Source organism: Kitasatospora sp. NBC_00039, assembly GCF_045160625.1.
GTDB lineage: Bacteria > Actinomycetota > Actinomycetes > Streptomycetales > Streptomycetaceae > Kitasatospora.
In genome coordinates this window covers 4,209,943-4,231,569 of sequence record NZ_CP108289.1, presented here as the reverse complement: position 1 = coordinate 4,231,569, position 21,627 = coordinate 4,209,943, and the positions used below count along the sequence as shown (strand labels likewise).

Genomic DNA, 21,627 nt, shown 5'->3' with positions numbered 1-21,627 from the left:
GCTATTGGCGTCTCCCCTGCGCGGCAAGGGACTTGGGAATCCACAGTGGTCGGCCTGCGTCGCACGGCCCTGGATGCCCCTCGCCATAGGGGCGGGTAGGGGCGGGGTTAGGGGTGGGCGGGCCGGGGTCGCCCTGCGTAGCGTACGAATATATGCGCCGCTGGGTGTTATTCGTCATGTCCCGATTCCGGCGCCGCAGGTGAATCGACATTCCAGCACCGTGAATTCCTGGCCGGACCAGTGAGGGAGACGTTGGGTGGACAACGAGGAGAAGCTTCTCGACTACCTCAAGCGAGCGACAGCCGATCTTCGTGAAGCTCGACGGCGCCTGCGGGAAAACGAGCGCCGGGAGAATGAGCCGATTGCGATCGTCGGGATGAGCTGCCGCTTCCCGGGGGACGTCCGTTCGCCGGACGACCTCTGGCGGCTGGTCGACGCGGGCGGGGACGGTGTCTCCGGGTTCCCGTCGGACCGCGGCTGGGACACCCAGGGCATCTACGACCCCGAACCCGGCAAGCCCGGCCACACCTATGCGAAGACCGGCGGCTTCCTGCACGACGCGGCCGACTTCGACGCCGAGTTCTTCAGCATGGGCCCGCGCGAGGCGCTGGCCACCGACCCGCAGCAGCGCCTGCTGCTGGAGGTCTCCTGGGAGGCGATCGAGCGGGCCGGCATCGACCCGTCCTCGCTCAAGGGCAGTCAGACCGGCGTCTTCGCCGGTGTGATGTACCACGACTACGCCTCACGCCTGAGCACCATCCCCGACGAGCTCCAGGGCTACATCGGCAACGGCAACACCGGCAGTGTCGTGTCGGGCCGGGTCGCCTACAGCCTCGGTCTGGAGGGTCCGGCGGTGTCGGTGGACACGGCGTGCTCGTCCTCGCTGGTGGCGCTGCACTGGGCGATCCAGGCGCTGCGCCGCGGCGAGTGCACGCTGGCCCTTGCGGGCGGCGTCACGGTGATGCCCACGCCGGAGACCTTCGTGGAGTTCAGCCAGCAGCGCGGGCTGGCCCCGGACGGCCGGATCAAGGCGTTCGCGGAGGCCGCGGACGGCACCGGCTGGGGCGAGGGCGTGGGCGTGCTGCTCGTCGAGCGGTTGTCGGACGCGCGTCGGCTCGGGCACGAGGTGCTGGCCGTGGTGCGGGGTTCGGCGGTGAACCAGGATGGTGCGAGCAACGGGCTGACGGCGCCGAACGGTCCGTCGCAGCAGCGGGTGATCCGGGCGGCGCTGGCCGACGCGGGGCTGTCGACGTCCGATGTGGACGTGGTGGAGGCGCACGGCACGGGTACGACGCTGGGTGACCCGATCGAGGCGCAGGCGCTGCTGGCGACGTACGGCCAGGACCGCCCGGAGGGCAGCCCGTTGTGGTTGGGTTCGGTGAAGTCGAACCTGGGTCACACCCAGGCCGCGGCGGGTGTCGCGGGCATCATCAAGATGGTGCAGGCGATGCGCCACGGCGTGCTGCCGAAGACGCTGCACGTGGACGCGCCGTCCTCGCATGTGGACTGGGAGGCCGGCGCCGTCGAGTTGCTGGCCGAGGCTCGCGCCTGGGAGAAGGCGGACGGTGCGCCGCGTCGTGCGGGTGTGTCGTCGTTCGGGATTTCCGGCACCAATGCGCACGTGATCCTGGAGGAGGCCCCGGCGGCTGAGCCGGATGAGTCGGCCGTCGAGGAGCCCGGCGCGGGTTGGCCGGTGGGTGTGCCGGTGCCGTGGGTGGTGTCGGGCCGGACGGAGGCCGCGCTGCGGGCGCAGGCCGGGCGGCTGCGGGAGTTCGCGGCGGGCACCGACCGGTCGCCGCTCGACGTCGGCTTCTCGCTGGCGTCCTCGCGTGCCGTCCTGGACCGTCGGGTCGTGGTACTCGGGGCCAACCGGACCGAGCTGATGGTGGGTCTGGAGAAGCTCGCCGCGAGCGACGGCGCCGAGAGCGGCGCAGGCCGCTCCGAGGGCCGGACGGCGTTCCTGTTCACGGGTCAGGGTTCGCAGCGGGTCGGGATGGGCGCCGGGCTGGCGTCGGTGTTCCCGGTGTTCGCGGCCGCGCTGGACGAGGTGTGTGGGCTCCTGGACGGTGAGTTGGGTGTGTCGCTGCGCGAGGTCATCGCCGGCACGTCGGGTTCGCTGGACGACACGGTCCACACCCAGTCGGCGCTGTTCGCCGTCGAGGTGGCGCTGTACCGGCTGGTCGAATCGCTGGGTGTGCGGGCGGACTTCCTGGCCGGGCATTCGGTGGGCGAGATCGCCGCCGCTCACGTGGCCGGGGTCCTGTCGCTGGCGGATGCGTGCACGCTGGTCGCCGCCCGCGGTCGGCTGATGCAGGCGCTGCCCGCCGGTGGCGTGATGGTGGCGGTCCGGGCGGCCGAGGCGGACGTGCTGCCGCTGCTGAAGGGCCACGAGAAGCAGGTCGGGGTGGCGGCCGTCAACGGGCCCGCCTCCGTGGTGATTTCGGGTGCCGAGGCCGCGGTGGGCGAGGTGGTCGCGCAGCTGAAGGAGCGCGGCATCGCCACGGTCCGGCTGACGGTCTCGCACGCGTTCCACTCGCCGCTGATGGAGCCGATGCTGGAGGAGTTCCGGACCGTCGTCCGGGGTCTCACCTTCGGCGAGTCCAAGGTCGCCGTCGTCGCCAACGTCACCGGAAGGGTCGCCGACGGCGAGGACCTGCGCGACCCCGAGTACTGGGTCCGCCACGTCCGCCAGGCCGTCCGCTTCGCCGACGGCATCCGGGCGCTCGAAGCCGCCGGCGTGACCCGCTTCCTCGAACTCGGCCCCGACGGGGTGCTGACCGGCATGGCCCAGGCCTGTCTGGCCGACCCCGACGACGCCCTCCTCGTGCCCGCGCTGCGCAAGGGCCGCGACGAGGCCCCCGCCCTGCTGGCCGCTCTGGCCGCCGTGTTCGAGGCGGGCGCGGACATCGACTGGACGGCCGTGTTCCGGGGCACCGGCGCCCGCCGCGTCGACCTGCCGACCTACGCCTTCCAGCACGAGCGCTTCTGGCTCGACGCCGGCCCCGCGAGCGCCGGGGACGCGGCGGCCCACGGCCTGGCGGCGACCACGCACCCGCTGCTCAGCGCCGTGGTCGAACTCCCGGACTCCGACGGCGTGGTGCTCACCGGCCGGCTCGGTCTGGACAGCCACCCCTGGCTCGCCGACCACGCGGTGTTCGGCACCGTCCTGCTGCCGGGCTCGGCCTTCGTCGAGATGGCCCTGCGGGGCGCCGACGAGGTCGGCTGCACGGTCGTCGAGGAGCTGACGATCGGCGCGCCGCTGGTGATCCCGGAGCGTGGCGGGATGCGGGTCCGGGTCGTCGTCGGCGGGTCGGACGAGGCCGGCAAGCACAGCCTGTCGGTGTACTCGCAGGCCGAGGGCGTCGGCCCGGACGCCCCGTGGACCCGGCACGCCGAGGGCATCGTCGGGGACGAGGTCGAGGAGGGCGAGCTCTACGACCTGACGGTCTGGCCGCCGGAGGGCGCCGAGGAGGTGCCCGTGGCGGGCGCCTACGAGGGCCTGGTCGGCCGGGGCTACGGCTACGGCCCGGTCTTCCAGGGGCTGAAGCGCGCCTGGACCCGCAACGGCCGCGAGGTGTTCGCCGAGATCACGCTGCCCCGGGAGTCCCGCGCGGACGGCGAGGCGTTCGGGCTCCACCCGGCGCTGCTGGACGCGTCGTTCCACGCCTCCCTGTTCATCGAGCCGGGCGGTCCGAGCGTGCCCCGGCTGCCGTTCTCCTGGCACGGCATCCGGGTCTTCTCCCCTGGTGTCACCACGATCCGCGTGCGCTGCGACTCGAACGGGCCGGACACGGCCCAGGTCGACATCGCCGACGCGACCGGCGCGCCGATCGCCGCGGTGCACCACCTGCTGGCGCCGCCGATCTCGGACGAGCAACTGCGGGTCGCCCAGGCCGAGAACGTGGAGAACCTCTTCCGGCTCCGCTGGCAGTCCGCCGTGTTCGGCGGCGCCGTGGACACGGGGCAGCGCTGGGCGGTCGCCGGCCGGGTCGGCGACGCCTGGGCGGCGGTGGCCGCGCGGGCCGCCGCCGGGTACGAGTCGGTGGCCGCGCTGGCCGCCGCGGTCGAGGCGGGCGCGCCCGTCCCGGACGTGGTGCTGCTGCCCTGCCTGCCCGACCCGGCCGCCGAGGCCGGGGACGTGCCGGCCGAGCTGCGGGCGGTGGCCGGGCGGGTCCTGGCCGAGGTGCAGACCTGGCTTGCCGACGAGCGGTTCGCCGCCTCCCGCCTGGTCGTGCTGACCTCGGGCGCGGTGAGCGCGGGCGACACCGCCGTGGACGTGGTGACCGGGCCGGTCTGGGGACTGGTGCGGTCGGTGCAGGCGGAGAGCCCGGACCGGCTGACCCTGGTCGACTGGGACGGCCGCCGCGGCACGCTGGCCGCCCTGCGGTCCGCCGTCGACTCGGGCGAGCCGGAGTCGGCCGTGCGGGCCGGCGCCGTCCTGCTGCCGCGGCTCGGGCGCAGCCCGGTGCCGGACGAGGAGGCCGGGGCCGGCACGTTCGGGCCCGACGGCACGGTGCTCGTCACCGGTGGCACCGGCGGGCTCGGCGCCCTGGTGGCCCGTCACCTCGTGGTGCGGCACGGGGTGCGGCACCTGCTGCTGCTCAGCCGGCGCGCCGCCGCGGCCCCCGGTGCGGAGGAGCTGCGGGCGGCGCTGGTCGAGGCGGGCGCCGAGACCGTCGCCATCGAGGCCTGTGACGTCTCGGACCGGGACGCCCTGGCGGCGGTGCTCGCCACGGCCCCGGCCGGACGGCCGCCGCTGACCGGGGTCGTCCACACCGCGGGCATCGCGGACAACGGGACGATCGGCACCCAGACCCCGGAGCGGTTCGACGCTGTGCTGCGGCCGAAGGCCGACGCCGCGTGGCACCTGCACGAGCTGACCCGGGACCTCGGGCTGACCGCCTTCGTCCTGTTCTCCTCCTCGGCCGGGCTGCTGGTCGGCGGCGGGCAGGCCAACTACGCCACGGCCAACGTCTTCCTGGACGCGCTCGCCGAGCACCGGCGTGCGGCCGGGCTGCCCGCCGTGTCGCTGGCCTGGGGGCTGTGGGCGTCCACGGACGGCATGGCCGGCCAGATGGGCGACGCCGACCTCCAGCGGATGAACCGGCTGGGCATGCCGCCCCTGGAGACCGAGGACGCGCTCGGCCTGTTCGACGCGGCGATCGCCTCCGGGGATCCGGCCCTGGTGCCGATCCGGCTGGACTTCGCGACCCTGGCGAGCCGGACCGACGACCTGCCGACCGCCCTGCGCGGCATGGGCCGGGCCCCGGCCCGGCGCCGCAACCGGCGGGCCGTCACGGCGGCCGCCGCCCCCGACCGGGGCTTCGCCGCCCGGCTGGCCGAGCTCTCCGAGGCCGACCGGACCCGCCAGATCTCGGCGCTCGTCCGCGAGCACGTCGCCGGGGTGCTGGGGCACGCGTCCGCCGACTCGGTGGACCCGGACCGGGCGTTCAAGGACATGGGCTTCGACTCGCTGGCCGCGGTCGAGCTGCGGAACCTGCTGAACAAGGCCACCGGCCTGCGGCTGCCGACCACCCTGGTGTTCGACTTCCCCACGCCCACCACCCTGGTCCAGCACCTGGGTACCGCGCTGGCCCCGGCCGACGCCGCCCCGAAGTCGCTGGAGGCGCAGCTAGAACTCCTGGAAGTCGCCCTGGCGCAGGCCGGTCCGGAGGAGGACCACGCCGCCGTCACCGCCCGGCTCAAGGGCCTGCTCCGCCGGTGGACGGAGCAGCAGCCCGACGGGGACGGCTCGGCCCAGCGGTTCGACGAGGCCACCGACGACGAGCTGTTCGACTTCCTGGACAACGAGCTCGGCATCGGCTGAGCGGCTCCCACCCCCTCCGGGCGTCCCCGGCCGCCGCCCCCGGCGGCCGGGGACCCGGTCCGCCTCCCGCGTGCCGGGGCCCGGCCCGGGCCCCGGCCCCTCCCGTTCGCCCCTCCCGACCCCTCCGAGAAGGCTGAGACAGCGATGGCGCACGACGAAAAGCTCCGCGAGTACCTCAGGCGGGCGACGGCGGACCTCCAGGAGACCCGCCGCCGGCTGCGGGAGGCGGAGGACGCCCGGCACGAACCGATCGCGATCATCGGCATGAGCGGCCGCTACCCCGGCGGGGTGACCTCCCCCGAGGACCTCTGGCAGCTGGTGTCCGACGGCGCCGACGTGGTGTCCGACTTCCCCACCGACCGCGGCTGGAACACCGACGCGGTGTACGACCCCGAGCCGGGCAAGCCCGGCCGCACGTACGTCCGCCGCGGCGGCTTCCTGCACGACGCGGCCGAGTTCGACGCCGGCTTCTTCGGGCTCAGCCCGCGCGAGGCGCCGGAGGCCGACCCGCAGCAACGGCTGCTGCTGGAGGTGTCCTGGGAGGCGCTCGAACGGGCCGGGATCGACCCGCTGTCGCTGCGCGGCAGCCGGACGGGCGTCTTCGCCGGCCTGATGCACCACGACTACCCGCGCAGCACCACGGCGGGCAGCATCGTCTCCGGCATCGTCTCCTACACCTTCGGGCTGGAGGGGCCCGCCGTCACCACGGACACCGCCTGCTCGTCCTCGCTGGTGGCGCTGCACCTGGCCTGCCAGTCGCTGCGGGCGGGGGACTCCGCGCTCGCCCTCGCCGGCGGCGTCTGCGTGATGGCGACCCCCCAGCTGTTCGTCGAGTTCAGCCGGCAGCGGGCGCTCTCCCCGGACGGCCGCTGCCGGTCCTTCGCCGCCGAGGCCGACGGCGCCGGCTGGTCGGAGGGCGCCGGGATGCTCGTCCTGGAGCGGCTGTCGGACGCGCGCCGCCTCGGCCACCCCGTCCTCGCGGTGGTGCGCGGCTCGGCGGTGAACCAGGACGGCGCCAGCAACGGCCTGATGGCGCCGAACGGGCCCGCGCAGCAGCGGGTGATCCGGGCCGCGCTGAAGAACGCCGGGCTGGTCGCCGCCGACGTGGACGCGGTGGAGGCGCACGGCACGGGCACCAGGCTCGGCGACCCGATCGAGGCGCAGGCACTGCTGGCGACGTACGGGCAGGACCGGCCGGAGGACCGGCCGCTCTGGCTCGGCTCGATCAAGTCCAACATGGGGCACCCGCAGGCCGCGGCAGGAGTGGCGGGCGTGATGAAGATGGTCCTCGCGCTCCAGCACGAGACGCTGCCGCGGACCATCCACGCCGGCGAGCCGACCCCGCACGTCGACTGGTCGGCCGGCCGGGTGCAGCTGCTGAACGACGAGGTGCCGTGGCCCAGGGGCGAGCGGCCCAGGAGGTTCGGCATCTCCTCCTTCGGGATCAGCGGCACCAACGCGCACGCCATCATCGAGGAGGCGCTCCCCGACCCCGAGGAGGCCGCCGACGAGCAGCCGCCCGCGCCCGCGCCCGCGCCCGCCCCCGTCCCGTACCTGGCCTGGCCGCTCTCCGCCCGCGGCGAGGACGCGCTGCGGGCCCAGGCCGCACGCCTCCACGCCGACCTGCTCGACCGGTCCGGCCTGGACGCCGGCGACGTCGCGTACTCCCTCGCCACCACCCGCTCGCTGTTCGAGAACCGGGCCGTGGCCGCGGGTGCGGACCGGGGCGAACTCCTGGCCGCGCTCGACCGGATCGCCACCGGCGAGGACGCGGGCGGCGCGGTGCGCGGCGGCGGCCGGACGGCCTTCCTCTTCACCGGCCAGGGCGCCCAGCGCCCCGGCATGGGCCAGGAGGCGTACGCGGCCTACCCCGTCTACGCCCGGGCCTTCGACGCGGTCTGCGCCGAGCTGGACGCCCGGCTGCCCAGACCGCTGCGCGAGGTGGTGTTCGCCCGCGAGGGCTCGGCCGAGGCCGCCCTGCTCGACCGCACGGTCTTCACGCAGGCGGCGCTGTTCGCGACCGAGGTCGCCCTCTACCGGCTGGCCGAGTCCTTCGGCGTCCGCCCCGACGTCCTCATCGGCCACTCCGTGGGCGAGATCGCCGCGGCCCACGTCGCCGGAGTGCTCTCGCAGGCCGACGCGGCGGCCCTGGTCGCCGCCCGCGGCCGGCTGATGGAGGCCCTGCCCGAGGGCGGCGCGATGACCGCCGTCCAGGCCACCGAGCAGGACGTGCTGCCGCTGCTGGAGGGCCGGGCGGCGCAGCTCGGCATCGCCGCGGTCAACGGGCCGTCCGCCGTCGTCCTCTCCGGCGACGAGGACGCCGTCGCCGAGGTCGCCGGGCTGCTGGCCGGCCGCGGCGCCCGCACCCGGGAGCTGCGGGTCAGCCACGCCTTCCACTCGCCGCGGATGGACGCCATGCTGGCCGACTTCGCCGAGGTGCTCGCCGGGCTGACCTTCCGGGAGCCCGCCGTCCCGGTCGTCTCGAACGTGACCGGCGCGCTCGCCGGGGGCGACGACCTGCGCACCCCCGAGTACTGGGTGCGCCACGTCCGCGGCACCGTCCGCTTCCACGACGGGCTGCGCGCGCTGGCCGCCCTGGGCGTCTCCACCTGCCTGGAGATCGGCCCGGGCGCCACCCTCACCGCGATGGCGGGCGAGACCCTCGACGAGGACGTCCTCGCCGTCCCGCTGCTGCGCGCCGGCACCCCCGAGCCGCGGGCCCTGACGGCCGCGCTCACCGCCCTGCACCTGCGCGGCGTCGACGTGGACTGGGCCGCGCCGCTCGCCGGCACCGGGCGGCGCCGGGTCGGGCTGCCCACCTACCCGTTCCAGCGCCGGCGCTACTGGGCCGAGCCCGAGGACGGCGCCGAGGGCGCCCGCCCGGGCCGGGGAGCCGGGGACGGCGCCTTCTGGTCCGCCGTCGAGCAGCGCGACCTCGACCACCTCGCCGCCGTCCTCGACGCGGACGGCGACAGCCGCTCCTCCCTGGAGACGGTGCTCCCGCTGCTCGCCGACTGGCGCGCCCGCAGCGTCGAGCACGCCACCGTCGAGGGCTGGCGCTACCGGATCGGCTGGCTGCCCCGCACCGGCGGCACCGGCGGCGGGCTCACCGGCAGCTGGCTGCTGGCCCTGCCCGCCGCGGGCGTGGACGAGGCGTGGGCCGAGGCCGTCGAACGGACCCTCGCCGACCGCGGCGCGAAGGTCCTGACGCTGCGCGTTCCCGGCGCCGACCGGCCGGCGCTGACCGCGCGGATCACCGCGGCCCTCGCCGGGGCCGCGCCGCTGAACGGCGTGGTGTCGCTGCTCGGCCAGGACGGGGAACCCGACGCCGGGGCCCCCGCCGCCCCACGCGGCCTCACCGCCACCGTGGCGCTCGTCCAGGCCCTCGCCGACCTGGACGCGACGGCACCGGTGTGGAGCGTGACGCGCGGCGCCGTCGCCGCGGGCCGCTCCGAGACCCTGCCCAACCCCGGCCAGGCCCTGGTCTGGGGCCTCGGCCGGGTGGTCGCCCTGGAGAACCCCGGGCTCTGGGGCGGTCTGGTCGACCTCCCCGCCACCGGCACCCCCGACGCCGCGCTGCTGGCCCGCCTCGCCGACGTCCTCGCCGACCCGGCGGGCGAGGACCAGCTCGCCGTCCGGGCGTCCGGCACCTTCGTCCGCCGCCTGGAGCGGGCGACCGCCGACACCAGCCCGCCGCGGGTCGCCTGGCGGCCCACCGGCACGGTGCTCGTGACCGGCGGCACCGGCGCCGTCGGTGCCCACGTCGCCCGCTGGCTGGCCCGGGCCGGCGCCGAGCACCTGCTGCTCACCAGCCGGCGCGGCATCGAGGCCCCCGGCGCCGCGGAGCTCGCGCAGGAGCTCACCGGCCTCGGCGCCCGCGTCACCGTCGCGGCCTGCGACGCCGCCGACCGCGACTCCCTCGCCGTGCTGCTGAAGGAGCTGCCCGCCGACGCCCCGCTGACCGCGGTGATGCACGCGGCCGGGGTGCTCGACGACGGGACGGTCGGCTCGCTCACCCCGGAGCGGATCGCCGGGGTGCTCCGCCCCAAGACCGAGGCCGCCCGCAACCTGCACGAGCTCACGCGGGACCTCGAACTGACCGCCTTCGTGACGTTCTCCTCGATCGCGGGCCTGCTCGGCGGCGCCGGCCAGGCCTCGTACGCGGCGGCCAACGCCTACCTCGACGCACTGGCCGAGCACCGCAGGGCGCAGGGCCTGCCGGCGGCCTCGGTCGCCTGGGGCCCGTGGGGCGGCGGAGGCATGGCCGCCCAGCAGGAGATCCAGGAGCGCGCCTGGTGGCGCGGCCTGTCCGAGCTGGACCCGGAGCTCGCCGTGAACGCCCTGAACGAGGTGCTGGAGCGCGGCGAGGCCGTCATCGGCGTGGTCGACGCCGACTGGGCCGAGCTGGCACCCGCCTTCACGGCCGGCCGGCCCAGCCCGCTGATCGGCGCCCTGCCCGAGGTGAAGGCCGCGACCGGCGGTCCGGCGGGCGGCCCGGCGGCGGGCGGCCCGGCCGACGCCTCCGCGCTGGCCCGGGAGCTGGCCGCGCTCACCGGCGGCGAGCAGCGCAGCACCATCCTCGGGCTCGTCCGCGGCCAGGTGGCCACGGTGCTCGGCCACGACGGCCCCGACGCCGTCCAGCCGGGCCGTGCCTTCAAGGACATGGGATTCGACTCGCTGACCGCCGTCGAGTTCCGCAACCGCATGAACGCGGCCACCGGGCTGAAGCTCCCGGCGACCCTGCTCTTCGACTACGCCAACCCCACCACCCTGGCCGAGCACCTGCACGGCGAGCTGGCGCCGACGGGCGCCGGCGGTGCCGGCGTGGCGGCCGAACTCGACCGGCTGGAGGCCGTGGTGGCCTCCCTCGCCCCGGAGGAGATCGAACGGACGCAGGTCGTCCCCCGCCTCCAGGCCCTGGTGGCCCGCGTGAACGAGGCCCAAGGCAGCCGGGGGGCCGGCACGGTCGCCGACCAGCTGGAGGACGCCTCGGCCGACGAACTCTTCGACTTCATCGACAAAGAACTCGGGATCGCGTGACCAGGTTCCTGGACTCTTTCTCAACAGAATTGGTGAGGCCCTGATGGGGAACGAAAAGAAGCTGCTCGACTACCTCAAGCGGACGACCGCCGACCTCGCACAGACGAAGGAGCGGCTGCGCGACATCGAGGCGGAGCCGATCGCGATCGTGGGGATGGCCTGCCGCTTCCCGGGTGACACGCGTTCCCCGGAAGACCTCTGGGACCTGGTCCTCGACGAGACGGACGCCATCGGCGGATTCCCCCAGGACCGCGGCTGGGACGTCGGCGGCATGTACGACGCGGACGCCGAACGGGCGGCCAGCGGCTACACCCGCAGCGGCGGGTTCCTGCACGGCGCCGCCCGGTTCGACGCCGAGTTCTTCGGCATCAGCCCGCGGGAGGCCATCGCGATGGACCCGCAGCAGCGGCTGCTGCTGGAGGCGTCCTGGGAGGCGTTCGAGCGGGCCGGGATCTCCCCCGACTCCCTCAAGGGCGGCCCCGTCGGCGTCTACGTCGGGACCAACGGCCAGTCCTACTTCGGCATGAAGCTGCCCGAGGAGTCGGCGGCCTACATGACCACCGGCACCAACGGCGCCGTGCTCTCCGGCCGGGTCTCCTACGCGTTCGGTTTCGAGGGCCCGGCGGTGTCGGTGGACACGGCCTGCTCGTCCTCGCTGGTGGCCCTGCACCTGGCGGTGCAGGCGCTGCGCCGGGGCGAGTGCACGATCGCCCTGGCCGGCGGTGTCACGGTGATGGCGACGCCCGACCCGTTCATCGCCTTCGGCAAGGCGCGCGGGCTGGCGGCCGACGGCCGCTGCAAGGCGTTCGCCGACGCCGCCGACGGCACCGGCTGGAGCGAGGGCGCCGGAGTCCTCCTGGTCGAGCGGCTCTCGGTCGCCCGCCGCAACGGCCACCCCGTCCTCGCCGTGGTGCGGGGCTCCGCGGTCAACCAGGACGGTGCGAGCAACGGCATCACCGCGCCGAACGGTCCGTCGCAGCAGCGGGTGATCCGGGCGGCGCTGGCCAACGCGGGGCTGTCGACCGCCGACGTGGACGTGGTGGAGGCGCACGGCACGGGCACCACGCTGGGTGACCCGATCGAGGCGCAGGCGCTGCTGGCCACCTACGGCCAGGGCCGGACCGCCGAACACCCGCTCCGGCTGGGCTCGATCAAGTCGAACCTCGGCCACACCCAGGCCGCCGCCGGTGTCGCGGGCATCATCAAGATGGTGCAGGCGATGCGGCACGAGGTGCTGCCGAAGACGCTGCACGTCGACACCCCATCCACGCACGTGGACTGGGAGGCCGGCCATGTGGAGCTGCTGCTGGCCCGCACCCCCTGGGAGCGCGGTGAGCGGCCGCGCCGGGCGGGTATCTCCTCGTTCGGCCTGAGCGGCACCAACGCGCACGTGATCATCGAGGAGGCCCCGGCGGTCGAGGAGGCCGTCGAGGAGCCGGGTGCGGGGTGGCCGTCGGGTGTGCCGGTGCCGTGGGTGGTGTCGGGCCGGACGGAGGCCGCGCTGCGGGCGCAGGCCGGGCGGCTGCGGGAGTTCGCGGCCGGTGGTTCGGCGGGTGGTTCGGTGTCGGCGCTCGATGTCGGGTTCTCGTTGGCGTCGTCGCGGGCGGTGTTCGACCGGCGTGCGGTGGTGCTGGGTTCGGACCTGGCGGAGCTGACGGCTGCGCTGGAGGGTGTGCAGGCGGGGCGCCGGCTGGAGGGCAAGACGGCGTTCCTGTTCACGGGTCAGGGTTCGCAGCGGGTCGGGATGGGCCGTGAACTGTACGAGGCCTTCCCGGTGTTCGCGGCTGCCCTGGACGAGGTGTGTGGGCTGCTGGACGGTGAGTTGGGTGTGTCGCTGCGCGAGGTGATCGCGGGTGCGTCGGGTTCGCTGGATGACACGGTGTTCACGCAGTCGGCGTTGTTCGCGGTCGAGGTGGCGCTGTACCGGCTGGTGGAGTCGCTGGGTGTGCGGGCGGACTTCCTGGCCGGGCACTCGGTGGGTGAGATCGCGGCTGCGCATGTGGCCGGTGTGCTGTCGCTGGCGGATGCGTGCACGCTGGTCGCCGCGCGTGGCCGGCTGATGCAGGCGCTGCCCGCCGGTGGCGTCATGGTGGCTGTCCGGGCGGCCGAGGCGGACGTGTTGCCGCTGCTGAAGGGCCACGAGGCCGAGGTCGGGGTGGCGGCGGTCAACGGGCCTGCGTCGGTGGTGATTTCGGGTGCCGAGGCCGCGGTGGGCGAGGTGGTCGCGCAGTTGAAGGAGCGTGGCATCGCCTCCGTCCGGCTGACGGTCTCGCACGCGTTCCACTCGCCGCTGATGGAGCCGATGCTGGAGGAGTTCCGGACCGTCGTCCGGGGTCTCACCTTCGGCGAGCCCAGGCTCGCCGTCGTCTCCAACGTCACCGGAAGGCTCGCCACCGGCGAGGACCTGCGTGATCCGGAGTACTGGGTGCGCCACGTCCGCCAGGCCGTCCGTTTCGCCGACGGGATCCGGGCGTTGGAGGACGCCGGCGTGACCCGCTTCCTGGAGCTGGGCCCCGACGGGGTGCTGACCGGCATGGCCCAGGCCTGTCTGGCCGACCCCGACGACGCCCTCCTCGTGCCCGCGCTGCGCAAGGGCCGCGACGAGGCCCCCGCCCTGCTGGCCGCTCTGGCCGCCGTGTTCGAGGCGGGCGCGGACGTCGACTGGGCGGCCGTGTTCCGGGGCACCGGCGCCCGCCGCGTCGACCTGCCGACCTACGCCTTCCAGCACGAGCACTACTGGCTCAGCCCCTCGAACGACACGGGCGACGTGTCGGCGTTCGGCCTCGTCGCGACCGAGCACCCGCTGCTCGGCGCGGCCGTCGACCTGCCCGACTCCGGCGGCACCGTGCTGAGCGGCCGGCTCTCCCTCGGCACCCACGCCTGGCTGGCCGACCACGTGGTGTCCGGCTCCGTCGTGGTGCCGGGGACGGCGCTGATCGAGATGGTGCTCCGCGCCGGCCGGCAGGTCGGCTGCGACCGGGTGGAGGAGCTGGTCCTCGAAGCGCCGCTGGTGCTCGCGGAGCGCGGCGCCGTTCAGGTGCTCGTCCTGCTCGCGGCGGCGGGCGACGGCGGCACCCGGAGCGTGCGGATCCACTCGCGCGACGCCGACGCCGACACCGAGACGGCCTGGACCGGACACGCCACCGGCGTCCTCGCCCCGGGCAGGGGCGCCGCCTCCTTCGACTTCGCGGCTTGGCCGCCCAAGGGCGCCGAGCCGGTCGCCGTCGACTCCGTCTACGACGACTTCGTCGCCGGCGGCCTGGCGTACGGGCCGCTGTTCCGGGGGCTGACGGCCGCCTGGAGCCGGGACGGCGAGGTGTTCGCCGAGGTCGTCCTCCCGGACGGCGCGCACGCCGACGCCGAGCTGTTCGCCCTCCACCCGGCCGCCTTCGACGCGGCCCTGCACGCGGTGAGCGTCTCCGACGCGGTGTCGGAGGGCGGCCTGCCGTTCGCCTGGTCCGACGTCGAGGTCCACGCGACCGGCGCGACACACCTGCGAGTCCGGGTCCGGCGGGTGCCGGGCCGGGACGCGGCGGCCCTGGACCTCGCGGACGCCACCGGCAGCCCCGTCGCCTCCGTGGGGGCGCTGGCCGTCCGGCCGGTCTCCGCCGCGCAGATCAAGGCCGCGGCCGCCGCGCACCACGACTCGCTGTTCCGGGTCTCCTGGACGCCCGTCCCGCGCGGCACCGCGCAGGGCACCTGGGCGGTGCTCGGGGCCGACGCCGGGGACTGGGCCGGCCGGCTGGGCGTCGCCCCGGTGCCGGCCGGTGAAGCGGCCGACCACGTGCTCCTCCCGGCCGGCTGGGCCGTCACGTCCGACGACGACCCCGTGAGCGCCGTGCACGCCGAGACGGAGCGGGTGCTCACCGCCGTCCGGAGCCGGATCGCGCAGAGTGCCCCCGAGGGCTCGCGGCTGGTCGTGGTGGTCCCCGGGGCCGCCGCGTCGAGCGGAGTCTCCCCGCTGGTCGGCGCCGCCGTCAGCGGGATGATCCGCTCGGCCCAGGCGGAGAACCCGGGCCGGATCGTCCTGGTCGAGCTCGACGACGACCCGGCGTCCGCCCGGGCCCTGCCGGCCGCGGTGGCCACCGGGGAGGACCACCTGGCGATCCGCGGCGGCGAGGTCCGCACCGCCCGGCTCGCCCGCGTCGCCGTCCCCGCGGCCGGCACCGAAGGGTCCGCCGAGGCCGCGGAGCAGGGCTGGGACGCCGCGGGCACCGTGCTGCTCACGGGCGCGACCGGCGGGCTCGGTGCCCTCCTCGCCCGTCACCTGGTCAGCGAGCACGGCGTCCGGCACCTGCTGCTGGTCAGCCGCCGCGGCGCCGCGGCGCCCGGGGCGGAGGAGCTGAGCGCGGCCCTCACCGAGGCCGGTGCCGAGAGCGTCACCATCGAATCCTGCGACGTCTCCGACCGGGCCGCCCTGGCGGCGCTGATCGGCGGCGTCCCGGCCGACCGGCCGCTGCGCGCGGTCGTGCACGCGGCGGGCTTCCTGGACGACGGCACCATCGCGTCACTGACCCCCGAACGGGTGCACGCCGTGCTCCGCCCGAAGGTCGATGCCGCCTGGCACCTGCACGAACTGACCGCCGGGCTCGACCTGACGGCGTTCGTCCTCTTCTCCTCGGCGGCCGGCGTCCTCGGCGTCCCCGGCCAGGGCAACTACGCGGCGGCCAACGCCTTCCTGGACGCCCTCGCCGAGCGGCGCCACGCGGCCGGGCTGCCCGCCACCTCCCTCGCCTGGGGCCCCTGGGCCGAGGGCGGCGGCATGGTCGGCACCCTCAGCGAGGCCGACCGCGCCCGCATGGCGCGCGGCGGCATCGTGCCGCTCGGCGCGGAGGAGGGCCTCGCGCTCTTCGACGCCGCCCGCGCGGCCGGCGGGCCCGCGCTCGCCCCGATCCGGATCGACACGGCGGCCCTGCGCGCCCAGGGCGACGAGCTCGACGCGCTGTTCCGGGGCATCGTCCCGGTGGCCCGGCGCACGGCCGCGCGCGGAGTGCCGGCGGGCGGCGCCGACTCGCTGGCCGGCCGGCTCGCCGGGCTCGACCGGGAGGAGCGCGAGCGGCTGCTGCTCCAGGTCGTCCGCGCGCAGGTCGCCGCCGTGCTCGGCCACAGTTCGCCGGACGCGATCGAACCCGACCGCGCGTTCAGCGAGCTGGGCTTCGACTCGCTCTCCGCGGTCGAGCTGCGCAACGGCCTCAACACCGCCACCGGTCTGCGGCTGCCGGCGACCCTGGTCTTCGACTACCCGTCGTCCTCGGCGCTCGCGGGCCACCTCCACGAGTCGCTGGTCGGTGCCGCCGACGAGGCCTCGGACCAGGGCCGGTCGGCCGTCGCGACGGGCGCGTCGTCCGACGACCCGATCGTCATCGTCGGCATGTCCGCCCGCTACCCCGGCGGTGTCACGACGCCCGACGAGCTCTGGGAGCTGGTCGTGGAGGGCCGGGAGGCGGTGTCCGAGTTTCCCGAGGACCGGGGCTGGGACACCGGCCTCCTGTACGACCCGACGCGGGAGCGCGCCGACACCACCTATGTCAACCAGGGCGGGTTCCTGCACGACGCGGCGGAGTTCGACGCGGCGTTCTTCCGGGTCAGCCCGAACGAGGCGCTGGCGCTCGACCCGCAGCAGCGGCTGCTGCTGGAGGCGTCCTGGGAGGCGATGGAGCGGGCCGGCATCGACCCGGCCTCGCTCAAGGGCAGCCGGACCGGCGTCTTCACGGGCGTGATGTACCACGACTACCCGACCAGCCACGCGATGGGCAGCGCGATCTCCGGCCGGGTCTCCTACACATTCGGCCTGGAGGGCCCGGCGGTGTCGGTGGACACCGCCTGCTCGTCCTCGCTGGTCGCCCTGCACTGGGCGATCCAGGCCCTCCAGCGGAACGAGTGCGAACTCGCCCTGGTCGGCGGCGTGGCGGTGATGGCGACCCCCGAGGTGTTCGTGGAGTTCAGCCGCCAGCGGGGCCTGGCCCCGGACGGCCGGATCAAGGCCTTCTCGGAGGAGGCCGACGGCACGGCCTGGGGCGAGGGCGCCGGCGTGCTGCTCGTCGAGCGGCTGTCGGACGCACGTCGGCTCGGGCACGAGGTGCTGGCCGTGGTCCGCGGTTCGGCGGTCAACCAGGACGGTGCGAGCAACGGCATCACCGCGCCGAACGGTCCGTCGCAGCAGCGGGTGATCCGGGCGGCGCTGGCCAACGCGGGTCTGTCGACCGCCGACGTGGACGTGGTGGAGGCGCACGGCACGGGCACCACGCTGGGTGACCCGATCGAGGCGCAGGCGCTGCTGGCGACGTACGGCCAGGGCCGCCCGGAGGGCAGCCCGTTGTGGCTGGGCTCGATCAAGTCGAACCTCGGCCACACCCAGGCCGCCGCCGGCGTGGCGGCGATCATCAAGATGGTGCAGGCGATGCGCCACGGCGTGCTGCCGAAGACCCTGCACGTCGACACCCCGTCCACGCACGTGGACTGGGAGGCCGGAGACGTCGAGCTGCTGGCGGAGTCCCGGCCGTGGGAGAAGGCGGACGGCACACCGCGCCGGGCGGGTATCTCCTCGTTCGGCATCAGCGGCACCAACGCGCACGTGATCCTGGAGGAGCCTCCGGCGGCCGAGCCCGTCGAGGAGGCCGTCGAGGATCCGGGTGCGGGGTGGCCGGTGGGTGTGCCGGTGCCGTGGGTGGTGTCGGGCCGGACGGAGGCCGCGCTGCGGGCGCAGGCCGGGCGGCTGCGGGAGTTCGCGGCCGGTGGTTCGGTGGCTGGTTCGGTGTCGGCGCTCGATGTCGGGTTCTCGTTGGCGTCGTCGCGGGCGGTGTTCGACCGGCGTGCGGTGGTGCTGGGTGCGACGCGTGAGGAGGTGCTGGCCGGGCTAGCCGCGGTGGCCGGCGGCGGTTCCTCGGAGCCGCGGATCGGCGGCCGGACGGCGTTCCTGTTCACGGGTCAGGGTTCGCAGCGGGTCGGGATGGGCGCCGGGCTGGCGTCGGTGTTCCCGGTGTTCGCGGCCGCGCTGGACGAGGTGTGTGGGCTCCTGGACGGTGAGTTGGGTGTGTCGCTGCGCGAGGTCATCGCCGGCACGTCGGGTTCGCTGGACGACACGGTCCACACCCAGTCGGCGCTGTTCGCCGTCGAGGTGGCGCTGTACCGGCTGGTCGAATCGCTGGGTGTGCGGGCGGACTTCCTGGCCGGGCACTCGGTGGGCGAGATCGCCGCCGCTCACGTGGCCGGGGTCCTGTCGCTGGCGGATGCGTGCACGCTGGTCGCCGCGCGTGGCCGGCTGATGCAGGCGCTGCCCGCCGGTGGCGTCATGGTGGCCGTCCGGGCCGCCGAGGCGGACGTGCTGCCGCTGCTGAAGGGCCACGAGGCCGAGGTCGGGGTGGCGGCGGTCAACGGGCCCGCGTCGGTGGTGATCTCCGGTGCCGAGGCCGCGCTGGGCAAGGTCGTGAAGAAGCTGGAGGAGCGTGGCATCGCCTCCGTCCGGCTGACGGTCTCGCACGCGTTCCACTCGCCGTTGATGGAGCCGATGCTGGAGGACTTCCGGGCCGTCGTCCGGGGCCTCTCCTTCGGCGAGCCCCAGCTCGCCGTGGTGTCGAACGTGACGGGTCGCATCGCGGCCGCTGATGAGCTGCGTGATCCGGAGTACTGGGTGCGCCACGTCCGCCAGGCCGTCCGTTTCGCCGACGGGATCAGGGCGTTGGAGGACGCCGGCGTGACCCGCTTCCTCGAACTCGGTCCCGACGGGGTGCTGACCGGCATGGCCCAGGCCTGTCTGGCCGCCCCCGACGACGCCCTCCTCGTGCCCGCGCTGCGCAAGGGCCGCGACGAGGCCCCCGCCCTGCTGGCCGCTCTGGCCGCCGTGTTCGAGGCGGGCGCGGACGTCGACTGGACGGCCGTGTTCCGGGGCACCGGCGCCCGCCGCGTCGACCTGCCGACCTACGCCTTCCAGCACGAGCACTACTGGCTCGACGCCGGCCCCGCGACCGCCGGATTCGTCTCCCCGGAGCACCCGTTCCTGGTCTCCTCGGTCGAACTGGCCGGCGACGAAGGCGGGTTGTTCACCGGCCGGCTGTCCGCGCAGACCACGCCGTGGCTGGCCGACCACGCCTTCGGCGGGGCGACGCTCTTCCCCGGCACGGGCTTCGTCGACCTCGCCCTGCACGCCGGCGACCGCGTCGGCTGCGGACGCGTCGCCGACCTGGTGCTGGAGGCGCCGCTGGTCCTGCCGGAGAAGGGTGCGGCGGACGTTCAGCTGTCGGTCGCCGGCCCGGACGCGGACGGCTCGCGCCGCTTCACCGTGCACGCACGCCAGGTGGGCGCGCCGCCGGAGGTGCCGTGGACGCGGCACGCGACGGGTGTCCTCGCGGCGGCGGGCTCCCGGCCGTCCTCCGACCTGGCGGTGTGGCCCCCGGCCGGTGCCGAGCCGATCGAACTGGCCGGCATGTACGAGACGTTCGCCGACGGCGGGCTGGTCTACGGCCCGGCCTTCCAGGGCCTCACCAGGGCCTGGCGGCACGGGGACGACGTCCTCTCCGAGGTGGCGCTGCCGCAGGGGCTGGTGGCGGGCGCGGACGGGTTCGGCCTTCACCCGGCGGCGCTCGACGCGGCCCTGCACGCCCTCGGGCTGGCACGGGAGTCCGACCGTGCGGAGCTGCCGTTCGCCTGGTCCGACGTGGAGCTGTTCGCCACCGGGGCGTCCATGTTGCGGGTGCGGCTGCGCCCGACGGCGGGTCAGGGCGCGGTGGCCCTCGACGTCGCCGACGCCCAGGGTCTGCCGGTGGCGTCGGTCGGCTCGCTGGCTCTGCGGCCGGCGTCCGCCGGCGAGGTCGGCGCTGGGGCGGGGGCGTTCCACGACTCCCTCTACCGCGTCGCCTGGAACGAGGCCCCGGCCGGACCGGTGCAGCGGACGGGCTCGTGGGCCCTGCTGGCCGCACGGCCGGACGACCTGGCGGGCCGGCTGGACGCCGTCCCCGCGAAGGAGCTGGACGGGGTGGGCGGCGCCGACATGGTGCTGCTGCCGGCCGGCGTTTTGGCCGCGGGCCCGGGCGACCCGGCGGCGGCCTCGCCGGAGGCCGTGCGCGCCGAGACGCACCGCGTCCTGGAGGTGCTCCAGGGCTGGCTGGCGGACGAGCGCTTCGCCGCGGCGAAGCTCGTCGTGCTGACCGGCGGGGCGGTCGCGACGGACACCGGCGACCCGCAGGGTGTCGACCCGTCGGGTGCGGCCGTCGGCGGCCTGGTGCGTTCCGCGCAGGCGGAGAACCCGGGCCGGATCGTCCTGGTCGACCTGGACGGCGACGAGGCGTCGCTGCGGGCGCTGCCCGCCGTGCTGGCGTCCGGCGAGGAGCAGGCGGCCGTCCGGGCGGGCGGCGTCCTGGTGCCGCGCCTGGTCCGGGTGGCGAAGGAGGCGGCCGGCGCGGAGCCGGCGTCCCCGTGGGACGGTGAGGGCACCGTGCTGATCACCGGGGCGACCGGCGGGCTCGGGCCCGTCTTCGCCCGGCACCTGGTCGCCGAGCACGGCGTCCGGCACCTGCTCCTGCTCAGCCGCAGGGGCGCGGACGCGCCGTCCGCGCCGGAGCTCCGGCGCGAGCTGGAGGAGCTGGGCGCCGAGTCGGTCCGCTTCGCGGCCGCCGACGTCGCCGACCGGGCCGCCCTGGCGGGCGTGCTCGACGGCCTGCCCGCCGAGCACCCGCTCACCGGGGTCGTGCACGCGGCCGGTGTGCTCGACGACGCGACCGTGGGGTCCCTGACCCCGGAGCGCCTGGACGCCGTCCTGCGCCCCAAGGCGGACGCGGCCTGGCACCTGCACGAGCTGACCCGGGACGGCGGCCTGAAGGCCTTCGTCCTCTTCTCGTCGGTCGGCGGGGTCCTCGGCGGCCCCGGCCAGGGCAACTACGCGGCGGCCAACGCCTTCCTGGACGCCCTCGCCCAGCACCGCGCGGCGGCCGGACTGCCCGCCACCTCGCTCGCCTGGGGCCTGTGGGGCACCGGCGGCATGGGCGGCGGGCTCTCCGACGCCGACGTGCAGCGGGCCGCCCGCTCCGGCGTCGCGGCGTTGACCGGGGAGCAGGGAACGCGCCTGTTCGACGCGGCGCTCGGGACCGGCCTGCCGGCCCTCGTCCCGGTGGCCCTGGACCTCAGGACGCTCGGCCGCCGGGGCGCCGACCAGCTGCCGTCCCTGTTCCAGGGGCTGGTGCGCCCGGCCGTCGCCCGGCGCACGGCGGGAACGACCGCCTCCGGCGCCGACGCCCTGCGGGGCCGGCTCGCCGCGGCCTCCTCCGACGACGAGCGCGAGGCGGTCCTCGTCGCGCTGGTGCGCGGCCAGGCCGCGCTGGTGCTCGGCCACAAGGACACGGACGCCATCGAGGTCGAGCGGGCCTTCGGCGAGCTCGGCTTCGACTCGCTGACCTCGGTGGAGTTCCGCAACCGCATGGGGGAGGAGACCGGTCTGCGGCTGCCCGCCGGCCTGATCTTCGACTATCCGAGCATCCGGATCCTCGCCCGGCACCTGCGGGAGCAGCTTGCCCCGCAGATCCCGGTGTCCGCCGCCGACGGGCTGCCCGCCGACCCGGAGGCCCGGGTGCGGCTCGCCCTGCAGACGATCCCGCTGGCGCGGCTGCGGGAGACCGGGCTCATGGACAGCCTCCTCGAACTGGCCGGGCTCGGCGAGCCCGCCGGGGACGCGGCGGACGACCGGGGCAGCGACGTCGAGGACATCGACGACATGGACGCCGAGAGCCTCATCTCGATGGCGCTCAACGACACGACGCGGGAGGCGTGAG

General features: G+C 75.7%; 3 protein-coding genes. All 3 read left to right on the top strand.

Annotation, left to right across the window (positions count from 1 at the left end; translation table 11 throughout):
* Positions 1-256: 256 nt before the first annotated feature.
* The 3 genes from OG286_RS18515 (at position 257) to OG286_RS18505 (ending at position 21,626) form a co-directional block, all read left to right on the top strand.
* A complete protein-coding gene (locus tag OG286_RS18515; RefSeq protein WP_396324621.1) occupies positions 257-5,827 on the top strand; it encodes an SDR family NAD(P)-dependent oxidoreductase in 5,571 nt (1,856 codons plus the stop codon).
* Between the two features lie 144 nt (positions 5,828-5,971).
* Entirely contained in the window at positions 5,972-10,867 is a 4,896-nt protein-coding gene (locus OG286_RS18510; RefSeq protein ID WP_396324619.1) for a type I polyketide synthase, read from the top strand.
* A 28-nt stretch (positions 10,868-10,895) separates the two neighbouring features.
* A complete protein-coding gene (locus OG286_RS18505) occupies positions 10,896-21,626 on the top strand; it encodes a type I polyketide synthase (protein WP_405366062.1) in 10,731 nt (3,576 codons plus the stop codon).
* Position 21,627 lies beyond the last annotated feature (1 nt).